Origin of the sequence: Xylanibacter brevis P6B11, from assembly GCF_000621825.1 — a bacterium.
Lineage (GTDB): Bacteria > Bacteroidota > Bacteroidia > Bacteroidales > Bacteroidaceae > Prevotella > Prevotella brevis.
This window is the reverse complement of sequence record NZ_KK211353.1, coordinates 62500-80747: the sequence shown is the minus strand read 5'-3', so window position 1 is coordinate 80747 and position 18248 is coordinate 62500. Positions and strand designations below refer to the sequence as shown.

Genomic DNA, 18248 nt, shown 5'->3' with positions numbered 1-18248 from the left:
TAGGGGAGCTTATCTTTTCTGGTTGTTAAAAGTTTACGTAGGGGCAAGCCCCTGCGCTAAGATATATAGCCCCGATGGGGCATTCTAAAACTCGAAAAATAAAAAAACGATGATAGGAACATATTTGATTATTGCAGTGCTGCTGTTGGCAGCAGAGTTGATTTACTTTCGCATTGCGGATAAGTGCAATATCATCGACAAACCGAATGAGAGGAGTAGCCACTCGACGATTGTGTTAAGAGGGGGAGGCATTATATTTGCCATAAGTATGCTCGTATGGTACTTATGGCAAACGTTTCAAGTTCCAGGTTTCATGTTTCAGGAGTATTTGCCGTTCCTTGTGGGCTTGTTGATGGTGGCTGGGATCAGCTTTGTGGATGATATACACTCGTTGCCTGACTCATTGCGAATGGCGGTGCAGATTGTATCGATACTGCTGATGTTCTGGAGCATTAATCTCGGTTCAGGGGGCATGGTTCAAGGTGCATGGTTCTGGCAGGTGGTGATTGCGCTGGTGGCGCTGTTCTTCTGCGTGGGGGCTACCAATATCATTAACTTTATGGATGGTATCAATGGTATTACAGCAGGGTATGCGCTGGCGATGCTGGTTCCGCTGATGCTGTTAAATTCAGGTTCTTGCGTCCCGTTGGTAGCAAGCGAGCAGAGCTCGAGCGCAAGTGTTCAAGGCTTTATTGAGTCGAGCTATCTGATTGTGGCGATTATTGGGGTGCTGGTGTTTAGTCTGTTTAACTTCAGACCGAAGGGTAAGGCGAAGTGCTTTGCAGGTGATGTAGGTTCAATCGGTATTGCATTCATCATTCTGTTCGCTCTGGGCAAGCTGATGTTGGCGACGCAGGATGTGACATGGATTGTGTTCTTCCTGGTATATGGTATCGATGGAAGTATGACGATATTCCATCGCATTATGCTGCATGAGAACCTTGGGCAGGCACATCGTAAACATGCGTACCAACTGATGGCGAATGAGCTGAAGATGAGCCATGTGGTGGTTTCTTTACTGTATATGGCAATGCAGCTAGTGGTGAGTCTGGGATTTATCTATCTGTGTCCCAATACCATATTGGCGCATTGGATATATCTCGTTGCAGCTGCTTTGATTTTGGCAGTAGCATATGTTTTATTCAAGATGAAGTATTATCATTTGCATGTAGAATATTTGGCTTCGCTGAAGAAGTAATCTTAAATTTATAAATTGAGGGATATGAAGATTACACAAACAGTACTTGATGAACTTACAGCTAAGGCAAAGGAATCGCCAAGGCTTCGCATGAATCTTGACCTGCGCGATTCTGCGGAGGACACTTCTCAGAGGATGTTGAATGCGATAGAACCAGGTTCTCCATTACCAATTCATAGACATCAGAAGACCTCGGAAACTGTTGTTTGTTTACGAGGGAGGTTAGTGGAAGAGTTCTATGATGACTTAGAGAGGACTTGCACTGAGCGCATAGAACTATCGCCTAATGGCCCTGTCGTGGCTCTCAATATTCCAGCTGGGCAATGGCATACCGTACATGCATTGGAATCTGGTACTGTAATCCTGGAAATGAAGAACGGAAAGTATGAACCATTGTCAGATGTGGACATACTGAAATAAGATGACTATGGATGACATCGTATTACGTATTCGTGATCTGATAGAGAACGAAACAAGGTCATGCTCTATGGACTTCGGCTGCATTACTCCTCTTTATGTCTACAGGATGTTGGGAGGTGCAGTGAGCATGAAGGAAATATCCACAGCTATGGATGAGATAAAAAAGAATCAGTAATAGTTAAGGAAGATGGATTACCAATATCATATTTTTGCACCATATCGGGTTTGTCCATTGGGCGCACACGTTGATCATCAACATGGACTGGTTACAGGTTTTGCTATAGACAAAGGTGTTGACCTGTGGTTGGAATGGCAGGGGGACAGGTCATTGACATCAGATAGATAAAGGGTACAAGTTTAGTGTTATCAAAATCACAAATACAAATATATGCCAAGGCAGTCGCGTAAAGTCTCTGGAACAGGTATCCACCATGTGATGATGCGAGGGATAAATCATCAGAATATTTTTGAAGATCCAGAGGACTATTATCAATTTATTGCGACTCTTGATAGGATGCGTGTCCGTTATGATTATGAGGGCTCTCCTGTAGGAAGCAATTGCACCTATTACGCATACTGTCTAATGTCTAATCACTTCCATTTACTGATTCGTGAGCGAGAAGAAAGCGTAGGTGAAACCATCAAACGTATTGCTAGCTCTTACGTGTACTATTATAATAGGAAGTATGGTCGCGATGGTCATCTGTTTAAAGAGCGCTTCAAGTCAGAGCCAGTAAATGATATGTCTTACTTCACCACCTTGCTGCGCTATATCCATCAAAATCCAGTGAAGGCAGGTGTCGTTGAACACGTCAAAGACTATGAATACAGTAGCTGGGGTGAGTATGATGGGACTGTTGAACCAGTCTTTCAGATTTGCCATACGCAGGTGGTCTTGAATCGTATTCCCTTCACTGAGCTTGATGCCTGGGTAAATGAACCTTTGTCTGATGACGTTCATTGTTTGGATATTGAGGATGCCTCCCGAAAAAGACCTTCTGATGACCAGGTGTGGCAAATGATTATAGAGAAATCTGGCGTAACGAATGCCTCTGCTTTTCAGCAGTTGAACGAAGAGGTAAAGAGAGGTGTGCTGAGAGTCTTGAAGGAACAAGGCGCATCTCATCGACAGTTAGAACGATTGACGGGAATAGGACGCGGAATAATACAGAAGTTATAAAATGGTGTCGATGACCTGTCCCTGTGGCATGAATACGCATTGTCCTATCAAATACACCAATATTGAGTCGCTCTTCACCGTTGAATGTGCGAACCTCATAATGGTCGTAGAGATAAGACGCTATTCTTTCCAAATCGGTAGATTGGAGAGGAACCTTATCTATCTCAGCTAGCTGTTTCGTATATAGATAGATTTGAATGCGGTCTTCAATGCGTCCTGGTAGGAATAGAAAGTGCTGTCCTGTGGGGATGTCATAGAAGAATTCCTTCAACTTTTAGACTCGTTCACCGATGGCATCAAGCAGATGGAGCCTGTCCTTCAATTCCTGAGAGACTGTTTGCAGGTATTTAACAGTGTCTGCTTCAGGATTGCCGTTGATGAGCTCAGCAAACAGCCGGGTAGTGGCTTTGTTGCCAATATCCAGATATAGCACAGAGCTTGTAGTGTTTGCTATGACGGTGAAGTGGTTCATAGTGGTCTTGAATATGGATTATTCGTATTTCAAGTCCACATGAATGCCGAGGAGCTTGCCGCTATCTGATGCATCATTGAGTTCAAGGACTTCAGTGTCCTGAACCAGCCGTTTGTATTCTTCATCGGACATTTCCTGACGGAGAAGGTCAAGGGAGCACTCGTTGATGGTGAGGATATACTGGAAGCCATTGGTTTGACAGATACGGTCGGCATTGCGGAACATGGTGGCAATCTGTCGCGGATCGGTTTCGGACAGGATGCGGTTGTCGTGAACCAGAAACTCTATGCTGTTGTTTTGTTTAGCAGATAAGAGCGTCCAGTCGAAGCAATAAATCTTGGTTTCGTTAACACCGTCGCCGCTGTCGTCGGAGATGCGGGCCTCGATATTGTAGCGCTGTTTATTGAATCCCTTATTGTTGAGAACTTGCAAACCAGCCCGTTTATCGCTGTAGAAACTCTTGACCAAATCGTGGAAGAACTCCATGTGATGGTGTATAAGATCCTCAATACTATCCAGATATTTCTGAGTCCCCAGATTTTCGTCAGCTGAAGATAGTTGTATTTCCTCTCTTCGCTTTTTATAGTCTTTCTGAAGATTCTTATATTGCTCCATCTTTTCCTTCTTTGCTTTCAAGTCGGAAAGCAACTCCGTCAACTTGGTGTAGTCGCCAAGAGCACCATGTGAGTTGAGGTATTGAAGTTTTTCGTTCTCCTCAGCCTCTAATTCCTTTATCTTCTGTTCTGCCTCTTTCAACTGACGTGTGTATTCTTCCTGCTGTTTCAACAGGATGCGTGAACGGTCGTTCAGCAGTTGTTCGTTGAAAGCCTCGACCTCCTCCAGTTTCTTGATTACCATATCGCCAAGGGAAATATTGGCTTCCTCGAAGAAATTGACGAGATTCTGTTTCTTGATGTCAGGTTTGCGTTCCAAACTCTTGGAAATGTTTTCTAACGAGATACGGCATTTTGTGACCGTGTTGCGCCATGTGTGCAGACTACGGGAAATTTCGTCGGCCTGTTGCTTGATCTCACCATAGTCTTCAGCAATGACGAACTCCCGGATGTCTTGTTGCAGTTTGTCTATCTGTTGTCTAATGTCGATGAGACGCAGTTCAATATCTTCGATACGCTCTGAGCCGAGAAGCAATGAGTGCATGACGGGGTCTTTCGATAGGTTAGCCTCTTGCTGCTTGAGAAGGTCATCTTCCTCTTTGAGGGCTACCTTGCGAAGGATGCGGTTGATATCGAGACCTAACAGGTAGGCAGTGTTGATTTCGTCGGTAGGTGTCTGCTCTTTGGCCTTGAACTGATTGAAGGTGGTGTAGCCGCTCTTGCCCTCGCGTATGAAACGGGCAATGAGTGAACGGAAAGAAAGATACTTGTCGTCTTCTTTGAGACCGAAGACTTTCTCGCCCATCATCTTATTGAACGCCTTGACTTTCATCTCCTTATCGTCGAAGATGATGATGTTTTCGTTCTCGGTAGTACGATAGCTATAGTGCTGTGTACCATCATTGAACATGAAATCGAGACGGAAGCCCCAACCAGGGAGTTTCTCCTTGAAATCAGGCGTGGCCTTGGCTCCAAGACAGAAATGTATGAGATAGATGGCCAATGACTTGCCTACGCTGTTGTAGGTGCGATTGGTCTGATGAGTCCTGCGGTGGGCAGAGATCAGACTGATGCCTGCCGGATTGAACTTGATGGTATGGAACGTTGCAACGTTGGCCGAAAGTGAAATCAGTTTCATGTCAAGGCAATTTTTCCGGTGGTATCAATAGAAACTTTTCCAATGAGATAAAGCAGGTCAATGGCTAGCACCACATTGTCGAAGGTGTGGTTGCGGTATAGCAAACTGCCATTTGCCCTGTCCTCTTCCAAACGCTCCCATAGCGCATCGATGCTACAAGGCTGGGCTTTCAGGAAGGTAAGGAGATAGCCAGAGAGACCGAGCAATGACTCTGAAAGGTTGGTATGCTTAGTGGGTAGTATCATTGCTCTGGTGATTTAAAGATGTCACAACACTCGAAATAGTAGGCCATCAGCGTCATTACGGCATCGGCATGGGCCTTTGTCGGCGACTTGGGTAATGCCTTGTTGTAGATGGCCGTGAAAATTTCATCAGGGTTGTCGAGTTCGTGTGCGGCTTCGACATAGTATGTGTTGAACCTGTCGCGAAGTTCATCACGGAGGAAGTTGTTGTTATTGTTGAAATAGTCGTCAATGGCGTTGACATTAATGAGGGCAACAAGCATTCTATCGCTAATTGCCTCTGAAAGACCATTGAACTCTATCTTTCTCATCATGTCAGGCTTCTTCGGAATGATGGCGTCTAAGGGTGCAGGTGCACTGTTCATGATGTGTTGAATGACATCATGCAGAACATTGAGCGACAATTGCGAAATGTCGGCAGGAGGTACAAACCCCACGACATTCATTACCTGCACTTCGTTGAGGCTTTGGAAAACTGCTTGCAAGTCGGCAGCGGTGAAGACATTGACTTCAATGTCAGGATTGTTGTTGTCCACAGCCTTGACGTTCTTCAAGACTGCAGGAGGTACGCCCTTGAAACGGTCGTTGAGAACGTAGAAGAAGTGCTGGACGTTATAACCAACCTGCGGCCAGAATGCCTTGAGGCCAGTAAAGTCTTCATTGAGCTTGTTGATGGCATTGTCCTCGGTTGAAGAGAGGTCTTCCGGTGCATAAACCTGATAGAAGGTGCCAGTGGTTGGGTCGAAACCATCGTTTTTCTTGTCGCCCCATCTGCCTTGAGGCTTTACCTGAATTAAATTAGGGTTGGATTGCTGCATGACACAAGTGAACAGCTCCTCGTAGGAGTTGCCGCTTGACTGCAATACCTTGCAGCGGAACTGGAGAATAGATATGTAACGTTCTTCTTTAGTCATGCCGATATCACCCTTAATTTGGCGCAAAAGTACGAATTTTAGCCTAAATTGCCAAAGAAATATAGGAAAATAAGTTGTTTGAGGGGTGAAATGATGTGGTTTTTGTTGAAAAGCATTCGAAAAAGAAGAAAATATTGAGAAAAATGTAATTCATAGTCAAAGTTTAATAGTATGCGGGTATATTGTATGTAGAGGGGGAGAAATCGCCTCTGCTGATAAAACCATAAACGGAGCGACGTTTTGGAGGAGAGCATAATTTGAACTTGATAAATAGCGAATATCAAAATAATAGCTGATTTCTGAGTGAAATAGGCCTTTTTAGATAGAAATACGTTAAAAAGGTTGTAACGTTACAACCATTTAGGGATTTTTTTGTATCTTAGCAGCCGAAATTACAATGATTCGCACCGTATGAAGCATCTAAATATTAAAAAGGCACTGGCGGCATGGCAGGAGTTACAACCTCTATCGGAGAAAGATAGGGAGAGACTAAGTCGTAGATTCACCGTAGACTTTAACTACAACAGCAACCATATTGAGGGTAATACGCTGACGTATGGGCAGACGGAGATCCTGTTGCTGTTTGGAAAGGTGATAGGTGAGGCTGATGTGCATGCAGTACAGGAGATGACGGCGAGCAATGTGGGGCTGAAGATGATGACTGAGGAGGCTCGCGTGAAGGAGATGCCGCTGACGCAGAGCTTTATCCGAACATTGCATAAAACATTGTTGAGGGAGGATTATACGGTGTATCGCAATCTGCCCGGAGGACAGCAAACTAGCTATGTTATCCATGCTGGGCAGTATAAAACTCGACCGAACAGCGTGATTACCCGCTATGGTGACCGTTTTGAGTATGCTTCGCCAGATGAGACACCAGGGCTGATGACGGATTTGGTGGATTGGTACAATGAGGCTGAAAAGGAAGGGAAGTTGTCACCTATAGAACTGGCGGCGTTGTTTCACTACCGCTACATCCGCATTCACCCGTTTGAGGATGGTAATGGACGTATTGCCCGCCTGATGGTGAACTTTATATTGATGCGTCATGATTATCCGATGATAGTGGTGAGAAGCCGCAAGAAGAGCAAGTATCTGGAGGCCCTGCATCAGGCTGATATGGAAGTAGGGCCTGTGCCTGCAGACGGTGCTCATGCTGAGATAAAGGACATCAGGCCTTTCATGAAGTACTTCAACGAGTTGGTGGCTACGGAGGTGTACAACGATGTGCTGTTTGTGAGCGAGAAGGATGAGAACGTTTGGTGGTATGACGGGGAGAGGATAGCTTTCCGTACGCCGAACTACACGAAGATTCTGAACGCCATGCGCACGCTGCCTACGCTGACGCTGGCAGACATGATGGAAGAAACGGGCATCAGCATGGCTGCCATACAGAAACTGCTGGACAGGCTGATTGAGAAGAAGTATGTGGAGCGGGGCGAGAAGGATGGCAGCTGGCGGGTGTTTGTGACACAGTGAGTAATTTTTTTTAAAATACAAAATAACAATGAAGATATCAAGTTTATTTGTCAACGCATACAAGAATATTCTGCAGGGGAGTCTGTTCTTTTCTGAAGAAGGTTATACGGCTCTCGTAGGTGAGAATGGTTCCGGAAAGAGTAATTGGGTGGAGGCCGTTGCTGAACTTTGTGAAGCATAATAGGAGACTATATCAAGCCGGTCAATTGAAAGAGGAACGGATTGAGGCTTTCAAGAAGTTAATGGCGATAATGGAGAATATAAGAAGGAAAAATCAGTACGAATAATGGTTTCATAAAGTAAGAGTATGTCAAACATTAGTTTCTATATACCGTATCTTTCAAAAACAGGGGTTGACAAACAGGCTCTTGTGGCAGAAGTGTTGTCTAAATTTGAGTACAAAGACCTGCTCAGATTTAAACAGATGATGCCAAGGGTGTTTCATGGATTGCTAAAAATACCTAGCCTGAGAAGAAAAAAATTTGGAGACATCATAAAACGAGGAAAGACGATATGGACTGATGTGGTGGATATCTATGGTGCTTTGACTTTCATCATCCAGCAGAATGCGGACATCATAAACCGTTATATTGAGCTAAAAGAAAAACTTGATACAGCTACAGCAGTTAAGCAATATGATGAGGCATACAATATACTGAAACAGATTGAGGAGGAAATATCGGTGTCGATGACAGGCACTTACTATAGGCTGAAACTGACCAGACTGGATAAGGGTATCAATGCGAGTTCGCAGTTGTATAACAAATTATGTAAAGAGAATGATGCCTTAACATATATCAGTCAGATGGCACTGAAAAGTGCATCGGTGGATATGCCTTTTGAGGCAGAGATAGAACTTGCCTATAAGAACCTGAAAGCCCCGGAGGATGTAAGAGGGCTTTTTGTGGCTTTTTCGTTTCCGTATATGGCCATAGAGGGGAGTAAATGGATGAGGCTATTATCTCTGACCTCTATTATTGACTTGTACGAGGGTTTCATCCTGCAACTGAACAAACTGGAACCAGAGAAATTACAGGAAGATCATCTTAAAGAACTGATAGGGATATTGGCCACTGAAATACATGACGAAAAACTGGGAAGGCTGAATGCCTTGTTGCATTATGGCGAAAACAATGATGAAGGATGTCAGAACGAAGATGCGAAAGAAATCATAGAGCACTATTACAAAGGCGAATATGACACAGTGATTCAGAAGGGTGGTGAGTATCTGAAGAAGAGCCCCCTGAATTCAACAGTCTTAGACCTGTATAACAAGAGTTGCATCAAGTTGGACCAGTTTGAAATGGACTTGTATCCAGACGAATCGCTTGCTTCCAGACTCGCGGGACTGAGCCTGATGGGAGCTGTGAACGAAGAGTTCTCTGAGATGTCAAGGTCACAACTGAGGAACTTGTGTATGGCATGGTACACCATTCCATGTATGAGACACCTCTATAACCTATTTGTGGATATTGAGACAACGAGAACGGGCAGTATGTATCACCGTTTTTGGTCCTATTCACCAGTGGCAGAAGTTAGAGATGCCTGTTTCTATGAGACTTCGGAAGAAGCTGTGGTTTATTTGAAAGCATCAGGCTATAAGGAGGGGACCAGTGCGCAGATTGGCATAGTTGAGCAAAGAATAGAGGACAAATATAATCAGACCTTTAGGCTCCTGAAAGGAATAGAAATATCTGATGTGGAGCCTCTGAGGGAAGTTGTTGAAAATGGAGATATGGCACCCGTGCTGACGGATGCGGTTGTGTCGCAGCTATTTGACAGATTGACAGCAGAGGCGAGATACGACGAAGCTATCTCCATGTATGTTGCCTATAAGTTAAGATACCCCCATGCTAAGATTTATCTGGACAGAGAACGCATTGGCAACGAACTGACAGACGAAACAGATAAGAATATACGCAATCAGCAGGAATTGGCCGCGTTTTATACGATGATAAGCGGCGATACCTATAAAAGGTACTTGGCTTACAAGCGATATTTGAAGGTGCAGAAGGTGAAAAAAGCGTCTGATATAGAAGACGGTGAAGGAGAAATGTACTTGTACTTTATCGGCAAAGTGGCAGACAGAAGTGTGCTTATGCTGCATGTGAGAGCCTTTGATACAGATGATGACGTGAACACGGAAAGAATAGAGCTCTGCAAGAAAGCATTTGCACTAAGTGAAGACAAGGCGTATGCAGACGAAATAACCTCGCTGATCAAAGAACAAGAAATAAAAACGCTGGCGCAACAAGTGAATGACAGTAAGATTCACGTTGATGTACAGCCGTTAATCAGTAGTGAACTTGACACCGAGAAACTCATGTTTGACACCTACAAAGAGGTGGATGACAATATTGAGGTGTTTGAGCAGAAAAACATTGAGTGGCTGTTGAACTACATACAGGAGCAACGACAAGGCACAATGAGATTCTACAAATATGAACCTTCGGCAGTGAAATACAAGATAGTGATGTTCCGGCAGATGGTGCTGAATATAAGGGATAAGTTCCTGTTTGACCCAAGGTTTGGACTGGACAAATATCTGAGTGCACGAATACGACACGGAACACTCATAACACAGCTGCGCAATCACTTCCTGACATATGGACTGGTAACAAACAAAAAAGAAGGGGGTGAATATGTGCGTGAAACCATTTGGACCCAACAAAGAGGAGCTTATTTGCCTTATCATATAAAAGAACAGGTTAATGACCGTTTACTGCAATTTACTGAGTGGCTTGACGAACAACTTCGCATTATCAAGGAAGAAAAGATACAGATATGTACTGAGCGTAATGATGATAAAAAAGATGGTCTGTTTGACTACTCTGAGGAATTGATGGCAAGATACATTGACTTGCTTGGTGAAAGCAGTTATGAATCTTTTGACGCTTTTGTACATACAACAATCACATTGCTCTGGCAATGGACTAACGCCATACTGAAGCAAGTGAGAGAATACTTTACGGCTTATCAGGAATCGGTGCTTACAGAGATGGATAAGCTACAGAACGACATCTTGCCCAAGATATCGCAATCTACACAATTATCCAACTCGTTTAGGGATGCCATCACGACTTGTCGTACGGAATTCCAGGCTGATATCAATATCGTTTTAAGCTGGTTTAAACCGGAGCGTTCAAAAGTTAGGTTCTTTGCAGTGCGGCAGGCGGTTGACACAAGCCTTTCGGTGATTAACAGGATTAACCAGAACGCGTTGTCGTTTAGCAATATAACGATAGATGACAACACCAATTACAAGGGTGACTATTTCAATGCTGTTCATGACATCTTCCACGATATGATGAACAACATATTGAGATATGAAACCAAAAGGCCGCAATATAAAGGTAAGGGTGAAATACATATAACAAGAGAAGGATATATGCTGAACATAGAGGTAAGCAACCCTGTTGATGATGCTGATATACTTGAGATCGAGGATATCCTGCTGGAGCAACAAGATTTCCCGTCTTTGATAGCTGGTGGTAAAACAAGAAGGGACAAAAACTCCGGTTGCGTGAAGATATACAGTACCGTAATGTACACGCTTGGAGGCGAAAGCCAGTACGAGAATCAACTGGAGAATAACTGTTTCTTGGCAAAGATTCAAATAGACACTAAAAAAATGATATACAATGAGGATATTGTTGGTTGAAGATGATGGCTACAAATCGACAGCCATCAAACAATGGATAGAGGCTACGTATGATGATATGGATGTGACACTGGCCGTCTCGTATAAGGATGGCTGCGTGGCTGCTCTTGATGAAACGTTTGACCTTCTGATATTGGATATGTCGCTGCCTGCTCGTACGCAAAGTGCAGGGGCCAGTAAGGATACTATCGTAAATGGGGGGGAACTGATTATCCGTGAACTTTTGGACGAGGATGTGGATTTTCAGGCTGTTATCCTGACACAGTATGAAACATTCCATGGTGAGACCATAGAGGCAATAGAGGACAGGCTGAAACAGATGTGCGGCGACAAGTTTGCAGGCTGTATCAGCTACAATTCGCAAGATGACAGTTGGAAGAATAACCTAAAAACAGTACTTGACGATGTTAAAGGTATTAATAGTTGATGACACGCAGGAGAAAATCATAGAAATACGAAGGGTGCTGACAGGTTTTGTTGATGAACCTGACGATGTGCCTATATGCGGGAGTATAAGAGACGCATTAAAAGCCTGCTCGAACACTCGCTATGATTTGGTAATACTCGACCTGTTTATTCCATATAAGGCAGGTGAAGATCCCAATCCGACAAATGCACAGAGTTTCCTGAAACTCATCAAGGAGGATGATGATTATATCTGTCCAGTGTTTGTGATAGGCATTACCAGAGCGCAAGACCTTACGGAGTATAAATCATTCTTTGAGGCAGAGACCATGCAGGTGCTCTACTATGCAGACAATGATGATACGTGGAAGGGGCAGCTGAATAACAGGCTGAACTACCTGACAGGTGTAAAACGCAAACTTGGAATCACCTACGAATACGACTATGATGTTGCCATTATCAATGCGCTACAGACTCCAGAGCATGAAATTATGAAGGAAACCTTGGGGACTGAGTGGAAGGAGGTGAATCTGGATGATGACAAAACAACTACGTATTATGCAACAGTGTTGAAGGGCGATGGGGGCGAAAATATCAAATGTGTTAGCTGCTATGCATCACAGATGGCAAGTATCGCCTCGGCTGCATTGACCACCAAGATGATACTGAGATTTCATCCTAGATATCTGTTTATGACGGGAATATGTGCTGGATTGAAAGGTAATAACATCGGTTTCGGTGATGTGTTGGTAGCTAGTCAGGTTTGGGATGGCATGAGTGGAAAGTTTAAGGAACTCAACAAGGAGGATGCTGACCCTGAGATGATATTTGAGCCGGATTACAGGCAGATAACGCTGGATGCGGATATGCAGAATATCATCAACCGCCTAAAGGACAAGAAAGAACTACTGGCACAGATTAAAGATGGTTTTTCTGGTGCGAAGCCAGATACGCCCTTGAATATACATGTCGGTCCGATGACCTCTGTACCAGCCGTTATAGCCAGTGAGAAGAAGATTGCAGACTTGAAGGCACATGCCAGAAAGCTTATAGGGATAGAAATGGAAAGCTATGGCGTGTTCTATGCTGCTGAGCAGGCTCATCGTTTGAGACCGAAGTACACTATCTCTATCAAATCTGCTTCAGATTTGGCAGATAAAGACAAGACAGACATATACCAGCCTTATGCTTCGTACACTTCTGCAGCAATCATGAAATATATCATAGAAAACGAGTTGGAGTTTGATAATCATTAAGTATGGCAGATATGTTACAGTATACCAATTGTTCCTATAATGTAGAACTTGTAAAATCAGTCTTCAGGGCATTGTACTCTTTGTTGGATAAAATTACTTTTCTTGGATGTGGCTCTGAAACGTACATGTTTGATCCAATGGGGGACTTGCTGGAGCTGAGTGAGAGGTATAGGAGGGTGAATCAGTGGGAGTAGGGGCCTGCGGAGAAGCGCAGGGACATCGGATTGAGTCATAGGGGCGGCGGGTGATGGAGTTGAGACATGAAATGCGAAAATGAGGGTCCAACGCCCTCATTTTCGCATTTCTTTCTGAAACCACTCTTCTTCAGGAGCCCAGCCCCAGAAGCACTTTCCATCACCACCAAGATTCCATTGACTTGTAATCTCGTATTGTAGCATGGGAAGATTCTCAAAATGTTGGTTGTGCACCATTACATGTTCTCGTCGGCGGAATTTGCGATGACTAATCTGTTTTCCGCGCTTCTGCGACTTACAGCAGCAACATGTGCCTGCTGGAAATCTTTTTCTACTTTTACTCATATTACCTGTAATGTTGTGAGCGGTCGCAAACTCTCGTTGCGCCACTCGGTTAAACATTACGAGGCAATATCGCTTAACTGTTGTTTCATATCTATTTTATATTAATAGTATCGCTGCAAACTATACCATGATTATCATGGCTTTGCTTAATTGGGGGCAAAGATAGGTGTTTTTATGATATTAATGTAACTTTTGTGGCGAAAATCTTAGATTTTTCAAAGAAAAATTGGTAAAACTACGGCTAATTCGGAAAAAACCGAGGAATTTGAGCTCTGTTCCCTGGTCTGCTTTGCTGTGCATATTGAATTATACCTTAACGGGTATAATTTTGGCAAGAATGCTTAAAAATATACCCGATATGATATAATTTTATGTAGTATTATATATATTTGTACCCAAAAGGTATAATTGAGTATGACTTTATCGGAATATTTAAAGGAGAAACGTAAGAAAAACGGGCTCTCGCAGGTGGAAATGGCTGAGAGGGCCGGTGTGGGGGAAACATAGGGTTCATGGTTAAGGGTTAATGGTTCAGGGTAAGCAGACATTGCGAATGGACAAGGTTAACGATGTGCTAGCTTTGTTTGGAGAGTGTTTGGGACCTGTGAAGACTGATAACTTGTAATCAAAACGATGACGAAAAGTGACAGTGGGGCAGGTTCCTCGTCACGTTAGAGCCCCTAACGAGGGGCGGGAATTAAAAACAATGACCATAGACACAGGGGCAAGCCCCTGCGCTAAGATATAAAACCCCTACGGGGCATTAAAAACAACATATGCCACAATCATTATCTAAGATATACGTTCATTTGGTATTCTCGACCAAGGGCCGAACCGAAACCATACCCAAAACGCATTTGGCCGAGGTACACGCCTATGTGGCGGAGATATTCAACAACCACGGATGTCCCGCGATACAGGTGGGTGGTACCGCTAACCATATACACATCCTATTCCTGTTGGGTAAACAAGCGAATTTGTCCGAAATCGTGCGAACCGTAAAATCGAGCACCACACGATGGATCAACGAGAAGAACAATAACCCGTTCCATAAGTTTTTCTGGCAGGAGGGTTATGGTGCATTTAGCGTTAGCAACAGTCATGTGGATGCGGTAGTCGCGTATATCAAAGGTCAGGAGGAGCATCACAAGAAGGTGTCGTTCCAGGATGAGTTTCGCAAGAAATGGATCATATTTACAACTGGAGAAGAAATGGGAGAAGATAGACAACATAGATTATGGCGGGCTGGTTGATGCAGCGAAGGAAGCTGTTAAGGAGCATGAGTATTGCTATAATATGGCTAATTATGATGTGTTGGCAATGATTTCGGCAGCAGATGTCTTGGAAGAGAAGGATGCGGAACGAAGCAGGAAGTTGTTGGAAGAGGCATTGAAACTAAACGACTGGCTGATAGAGAACGACCCAAAGCCAGAGATGAAGAATGTGAACTTGGTAAACAAGATACAGATAGTCAAACGGCAGAGAGGGCTGAGCGGTGATGATGTGGTGGAACTGGAAAGGATGCTAAATGAAGAAGGAATTGAGGATTCGCTCAGGGTGGGCGTGAACTTGCTACTGGATAGACAGGATGAGGCTGAGGCTATATTTGAGACTCTGCCTGAAGAAGAGAAAAAGAGGCTGCGGGAGTTCCCGATTTGGAGGTATTGGAGGACTTCTATAAAATAGCAGAGCAAGGAACGAAGACGGGATTCGGCGGGGAAACCAGTGAGCAGAGGAGAAGGAAGGTCGTTATGGCATTCTTGGACTAGCCAAGCGATCATAGATCGAGCGGACGATGGGGGGGGAGGGGAGTGAGGAACGAGCGGGGAAGAATGAAAAAATGCAATATAAATGAAGATTTTTGCATGGAAATCACAAAATATCAGAAATAATTATTATCTTTGCGTGCAAAGATATGACAAATGAAGAAAGATTATGTGTAAGTTGGAAGATATATTGAAGACGGAGCTTAGGATGCCGTTGACGGATATTCAGACAGAGAAGGGCATTAGTAGTGAGCGCATAGCGTTTAACACTGATGTGATGTTTGCAGTGGCTAAAAAGATGGAAATGCCCCTGGACAAGACTGCTGACCTGATGAGGCAGAAGGGCATGTTTAAGACACTGCACAGAGCTTATGCTATTCGTCATAAGGAGGGAGTAGTAGGCGTATCGAAAGTGATATCAAAATCGCTACAAGAGGCATGAAACTGTTTCATGGAACAACCAAGGAATTTACTATTCCTGATCCAATGAAAGGAAGGAAGGGTACAGACTTTGGAGTAGGATTCTACTTGACCGACAACGAAAGAATGGCAGACGACTGGCTGAAGGGTGAGGAGAACAAACATGTGAATGAATATGAGTTGACGCTGTCTGAAATTCCGTCGTGTAAATTGCATATACGCCGATATGAGAAGGCTACCATAGAATGGGCTAAGTTTGTGTATAACAACCGACGCGTGAAGAAGACTAGCGGCAATTATGATATTATTATAGGTCCGCTAGCTGACAATGCTCTGAACAAATGGTTTGCAAAGATTGATAAGAACCAGATAACCTGGGAGGAACTGGCGGATAAGATTGAGTTTAAGAAATATAGGTCGATGCAATTTTGCTTTAAGACTGCTAAATCAGTAAAATTATTAGAGTATGCCAACCGAAAGTAACAAGGAAATATTGCTGAAGATACAGATGAACAGTATGCTTGAGTATCTGACGAAGACACTGAAGTATAGCTATGGGGATGCGTTTAATACGGTGGTTGGCTCGAAAACATATCACCGCCTGTTAAACAGTACGCTTTACTTAAATCAGGGTACTCTTTATGTGCTGGATGACTTTAGGAAGGAATTAGAGAGTTATTAATTAAGACGTGATAATGATAATGCTGGTTGGCGAGAGCTGACCAGCATTTTTTGTGTTTTGGGCAGTGAGGCTTAATAGCTTGCGCACCCTGCATTCTTTTAGTCGCTACACTTTGTAAAAGCGGCAAAGCCGAGCGACAAGAAAATCGATTTGGAAAATTTTAAGGACCTAAAGGTCCAGAAATTAAGGGAGTCACCTAAAGCGAGTAACCGAGTTCTACTCGCTTCGCTCGTCGAAGAAATCAAGCAGAATCGTTTCAAAATCGAGCAAAATTTTGGGGTTGAAAAAACAGTAAAAACCCTTTCAGATGTTTGTAGCTCTTATCAGAGCCTGTGTGCTAAGTGGTTTTGGCGTGTCTTTAAGAACGAGTTCTTACGCCATGCCATACCACTTATCACGACAACTGCGTTATTACAAACATCTGAAAGAAAAAACAACGGCTTTGCAAGCCTGAAAAATCATTGTAGAGTAAAATATACCTGTGATCCGTTTGGGATCCAACCCCAAGACCCCAAAATTTAAAAAGGTAACCGCTAACTAAGTTGAAGTACTTGGTTAGCGGTTATTTGCTATCGGAAATGAATAAAAAGGTTATAGGGTTATTACTATTTGCAGATGTTTTCGTATATTTGTCAGGGAAAATATACGATTAATCTAAAAAAAAATAATTATGAGAAAGAGTATAAGAGAACGATTCGCAGAAATGACACGTCTGTATCATTTTACGACTTTTGAATCTGCGTGTATGATTATCGAGAGCAAACGGTTGAGATTTGGTAAATTGCCACGGATGAACGATTTGATTGAAAGTAATAAAATAGTTTTTCAGCGAGTGATTTTTAATAGTTTAGAAGATGACAAAGACAACGGCTTGTTTGCAGAGGAAGAAATGCGAAGATACCAACAGATTAGCTTCGCCCAAGATCGGTCTGTTGACGATAAAATATATGAAGGTTTTAATTTGCATACCATGTGGGGGCTATATGCTGATAAGGGGTATGGGGCCTGTTTAGTATTTGAAAAAAATAAACTGAAACTTGCTGAAGGAGATTATGCAAGAGATGTTGAATACATGGATTATGTGCTCCCTGATTATGCTTTTCGTAACAAAAGTAAGAAAGGGCTGAAATCTGAGATTTGGCGTAATAGAGATGAGATATTCTTTTGTAAGAGAAAAGAATGGGAGTATGAACAAGAATATCGTGTTATCCGTAGAGCAAAGCACGAATGGGATGATGAGTATTTGGATGTTTCTGATGCCTTGTCTTTTGTTATTCTTTGTAGGGACGAATCTCTTTGGGAAGGATCCCATTATATGGACATCAAAAGCATAGATAGGAAGCTGCCAGTATTGTCTTATGAATTCGGATTAGACTGGTATGAACTATGGAGGGATGTGCCTGATGACCCTATTTGGACTGAAATGAGTGGGTTCTATATTTGACACTTGGTATATTCATTCCAAAGTGGGGGGACAAGTAGGTTTTTTATGAAAAAAGATGGGGTGGGGGTGTAACATTTCTGTTTTTTGACTACTTATAGGTAGAAAGTTGAATCAATAAAAACGGAAATGTTATGGAGTACAGAATTACACAACCGATTATCTGCAGCGTGATGAGAGGGACGCTGGGAGACGATGTTTATGTGGACGGGATTTGTCGGCTATCATTGGTGCGGCGGAAGGGTGACCCCCTCTAAATCTCCCCAAGGGGAGACTTGCTTTGGTGCAAGATGAGAGGTGGTGCGGTGGGGTCTGTATCTCCATTGGCAGTTAGAACAACACTGACCCCACCCCGACCCCTCCCCTACATGGGAGGGGAGTGGCTACGCAAGGTTCAAGCTAAGAAAACAATCGCACAGGT

Annotated in this window: 20 protein-coding genes and 1 pseudogene; 16 read left to right on the top strand and 5 right to left on the bottom strand. The window is 43.4% G+C overall.

All coding sequences use genetic code 11. From position 1 onward, the window contains the following. The first annotated feature begins 109 nt into the window (after positions 1–109). From T496_RS0111855 to T496_RS0111840, 4 genes are all read left to right on the top strand, one after another. Entirely contained in the window at positions 110–1198 is a 1089-nt protein-coding gene (locus T496_RS0111855) for an MraY family glycosyltransferase (RefSeq protein WP_027450944.1), read from the top strand. Between the two features lie 24 nt (positions 1199–1222). Beyond that, a complete protein-coding gene (locus T496_RS0111850) occupies positions 1223–1618 on the top strand; it encodes a WbuC family cupin fold metalloprotein (protein ID WP_027450943.1) in 396 nt (131 codons plus the stop codon). 187 nt (positions 1619–1805) lie between these two features. Further along, positions 1806–1964 carry a galactokinase family protein gene (locus T496_RS15040; RefSeq protein ID WP_231478049.1) on the top strand — a complete coding sequence of 53 codons (159 nt, stop codon included), beginning with the start codon at positions 1806–1808 and terminating at the stop codon, positions 1962–1964. 42 nt (positions 1965–2006) lie between these two features. Then, the gene (locus T496_RS0111840; RefSeq protein WP_027450942.1) at positions 2007–2798 is read left to right on the top strand and encodes a transposase; all 792 of its coding nucleotides are present in this window, start codon (positions 2007–2009) and stop codon (positions 2796–2798) included. 274 nt (positions 2799–3072) lie between these two features. Here T496_RS0111840 and T496_RS15035 read toward each other — a convergent pair whose 3' ends face one another. Genes T496_RS15035 through T496_RS0111820 form a run of 4 tightly spaced genes read right to left on the bottom strand, consistent with a single transcriptional unit; the run spans position 3073 to position 6178 of the window. After that, the gene (locus T496_RS15035; RefSeq protein WP_155808892.1) at positions 3073–3270 is read right to left on the bottom strand and encodes a hypothetical protein; all 198 of its coding nucleotides are present in this window, start codon (positions 3268–3270) and stop codon (positions 3073–3075) included. Between the two features lie 18 nt (positions 3271–3288). Next, complete coding sequence (locus T496_RS0111830) at positions 3289–5022, bottom strand: DUF2326 domain-containing protein (RefSeq protein WP_027450940.1); 1734 nt, start codon at positions 5020–5022, stop codon at positions 3289–3291. Continuing rightward, positions 5019–5267, bottom strand: a complete 249-nt coding sequence (locus T496_RS0111825; protein ID WP_027450939.1) for an ABC-three component system middle component 6 — start codon at positions 5265–5267, stop codon at positions 5019–5021. Before T496_RS0111825 ends, T496_RS0111830 begins: the two co-directional genes overlap by 4 nt. Beyond that, entirely contained in the window at positions 5264–6178 is a 915-nt protein-coding gene (locus tag T496_RS0111820) for an ABC-three component system protein (protein ID WP_027450938.1), read from the bottom strand. Before T496_RS0111820 ends, T496_RS0111825 begins: the two co-directional genes overlap by 4 nt. 411 nt (positions 6179–6589) lie before the next feature. Here T496_RS0111820 and T496_RS0111815 point away from each other — a divergent pair, with 411 nt between their 5' ends. The 5 genes from T496_RS0111815 (at position 6590) to T496_RS0111795 (ending at position 12979) form a co-directional block, all read left to right on the top strand. After that, entirely contained in the window at positions 6590–7657 is a 1068-nt protein-coding gene (locus T496_RS0111815; RefSeq protein ID WP_027450937.1) for a Fic family protein, read from the top strand. Positions 7658–7685: 28 nt separating this feature from the next. Then, a complete protein-coding gene (locus tag T496_RS15030) occupies positions 7686–7838 on the top strand; it encodes a hypothetical protein (RefSeq protein WP_155808891.1) in 153 nt (50 codons plus the stop codon). A gap of 126 nt (positions 7839–7964) precedes the next feature. Further along, positions 7965–11318 carry a hypothetical protein gene (locus T496_RS0111805; RefSeq protein WP_027450936.1) on the top strand — a complete coding sequence of 1118 codons (3354 nt, stop codon included), beginning with the start codon at positions 7965–7967 and terminating at the stop codon, positions 11316–11318. After that, positions 11299–11745 carry a DNA-binding transcriptional response regulator gene (locus T496_RS0111800; RefSeq protein ID WP_027450935.1) on the top strand — a complete coding sequence of 149 codons (447 nt, stop codon included), beginning with the start codon at positions 11299–11301 and terminating at the stop codon, positions 11743–11745. The genes T496_RS0111805 and T496_RS0111800 overlap by 20 nt, the downstream gene beginning before the upstream one ends. Continuing rightward, on the top strand, positions 11723–12979 hold the full coding sequence (locus T496_RS0111795; protein WP_081783652.1) for a phosphorylase family protein: 1257 nt from the start codon (positions 11723–11725) through the stop codon (positions 12977–12979). Before T496_RS0111800 ends, T496_RS0111795 begins: the two co-directional genes overlap by 23 nt. A gap of 290 nt (positions 12980–13269) precedes the next feature. Here T496_RS0111795 and T496_RS0111790 read toward each other — a convergent pair whose 3' ends face one another. Further along, positions 13270–13518: a hypothetical protein gene (locus T496_RS0111790; protein WP_027450933.1), complete on the bottom strand. Its 249-nt coding sequence runs from the start codon at positions 13516–13518 to the stop codon at positions 13270–13272. A gap of 414 nt (positions 13519–13932) precedes the next feature. Here T496_RS0111790 and T496_RS14760 point away from each other — a divergent pair. The 7 genes and pseudogenes from T496_RS14760 to T496_RS0111755 all read left to right on the top strand — a co-directional run bounded on the left by T496_RS14760 (position 13933) and on the right by T496_RS0111755 (position 17830). After that, positions 13933–14143 (top strand): annotated as a pseudogene (locus tag T496_RS14760) (transcriptional regulator). Positions 14144–14294: 151 nt separating this feature from the next. Beyond that, entirely contained in the window at positions 14295–14771 is a 477-nt protein-coding gene (gene tnpA / locus T496_RS0111785; protein WP_027450932.1) for an IS200/IS605 family transposase, read from the top strand. Next, positions 14686–15204, top strand: a complete 519-nt coding sequence (locus tag T496_RS0111780) for a hypothetical protein (protein ID WP_197018963.1) — start codon at positions 14686–14688, stop codon at positions 15202–15204. Before tnpA ends, T496_RS0111780 begins: the two co-directional genes overlap by 86 nt. A gap of 249 nt (positions 15205–15453) precedes the next feature. Then, the gene (locus tag T496_RS0111775; protein ID WP_027450930.1) at positions 15454–15726 is read left to right on the top strand and encodes a hypothetical protein; all 273 of its coding nucleotides are present in this window, start codon (positions 15454–15456) and stop codon (positions 15724–15726) included. Further along, the gene (locus T496_RS14150) at positions 15723–16187 is read left to right on the top strand and encodes a DUF3990 domain-containing protein (protein WP_052342223.1); all 465 of its coding nucleotides are present in this window, start codon (positions 15723–15725) and stop codon (positions 16185–16187) included. The genes T496_RS0111775 and T496_RS14150 overlap by 4 nt, the downstream gene beginning before the upstream one ends. Then, positions 16171–16386 carry a hypothetical protein gene (locus T496_RS0111765; protein ID WP_027450929.1) on the top strand — a complete coding sequence of 72 codons (216 nt, stop codon included), beginning with the start codon at positions 16171–16173 and terminating at the stop codon, positions 16384–16386. The genes T496_RS14150 and T496_RS0111765 overlap by 17 nt, the downstream gene beginning before the upstream one ends. A 670-nt stretch (positions 16387–17056) precedes the next feature. Continuing rightward, on the top strand, positions 17057–17830 hold the full coding sequence (locus T496_RS0111755; protein ID WP_081783651.1) for a DUF2971 domain-containing protein: 774 nt from the start codon (positions 17057–17059) through the stop codon (positions 17828–17830). Positions 17831–18248: the final 418 nt, after the last annotated feature.